The organism is Peribacillus sp. P4_D6, from assembly GCF_056401795.1.
The window spans coordinates 1-809 of record NZ_JBFUIQ010000371.1 but is presented as its reverse complement, the minus strand read 5'-3'; the positions used below and the strand labels follow the sequence as shown (position 1 = coordinate 809).

Below are 809 nucleotides of genomic sequence, written 5' to 3'. Positions count from 1 at the left end.
GCGGCATACAGCCTTCATATGCATCAACAACAAGAAGAACGCCATCGACCATTTTCATGATCCGTTCCACTTCACCACCAAAGTCGGCATGACCAGGTGTATCCAAAATATTGATTCTTGTATCTTGGTATTGAACTGCTGTATTTTTCGCAAGAATCGTAATTCCGCGTTCTTTTTCAATCGCATTAGAATCCATCGCACGTTCTTCCACATGTTCATTTTCACGGAAAGTACCAGATTGCTTTAGCAACTGATCCACTAACGTCGTTTTACCATGGTCAACGTGAGCAATGATGGCTATATTACGAATATTTTCTCTTAATTTCAAAAAATTCACTCCTAAAAAAGTTTGTGTAAAACGTATCACTAGTATTAACTTACATATTATATCACAAACATACTAGAAACAAATACAGAAATTATGTACAATAGATATATTAGGGGTGATATTCATGAACATTAAATGGAATTTCTTAATATTAGCGGTATTGGCAACATCATGCATTGGCTCCATTGGCATCTTCATTGCTGAAAAAAGCTTGATTGGAATATTAGCTGCAATCGTTATTCTTTGCGGAATCATGGGGTTCGGTTTCACCCAGAAGAAGAAATTACGTGAAGCCGGGAAGTTATAATATAAAAAACTCGCTGGCAGACAGCGGGTTTCAGACTGTAGACAAACTCGATGAAAATCGAGTTTGTCTATTTTTTATGGCTTGTACAATTTGGACGTTGATTTCCACTCTAGGCACTCGCTTTCCGCGGGCGGTCGGGGAGCCTCCTCGGCTTTCGCCTGCGGGGTCTCCCCT

The 809-nt window shown here is 39.8% G+C and carries 2 protein-coding genes; one reads left to right on the top strand and one right to left on the bottom strand.

From position 1 onward, the window contains the following. The coding region (locus tag AC1DVB_RS27670; RefSeq protein ID WP_477592048.1) for a GTP-binding protein at positions 1 to 328 on the bottom strand (328 nt) is incomplete at its 3' end. 124 nt (positions 329 to 452) lie between these two features. On the opposite strand from AC1DVB_RS27670, the gene AC1DVB_RS27665 reads away from it, so the two are divergent. Next, positions 453 to 635: a YlaF family protein gene (locus AC1DVB_RS27665; protein WP_057278468.1), complete on the top strand. Its 183-nt coding sequence runs from the start codon at positions 453 to 455 to the stop codon at positions 633 to 635. Positions 636 to 809: the final 174 nt, after the last annotated feature.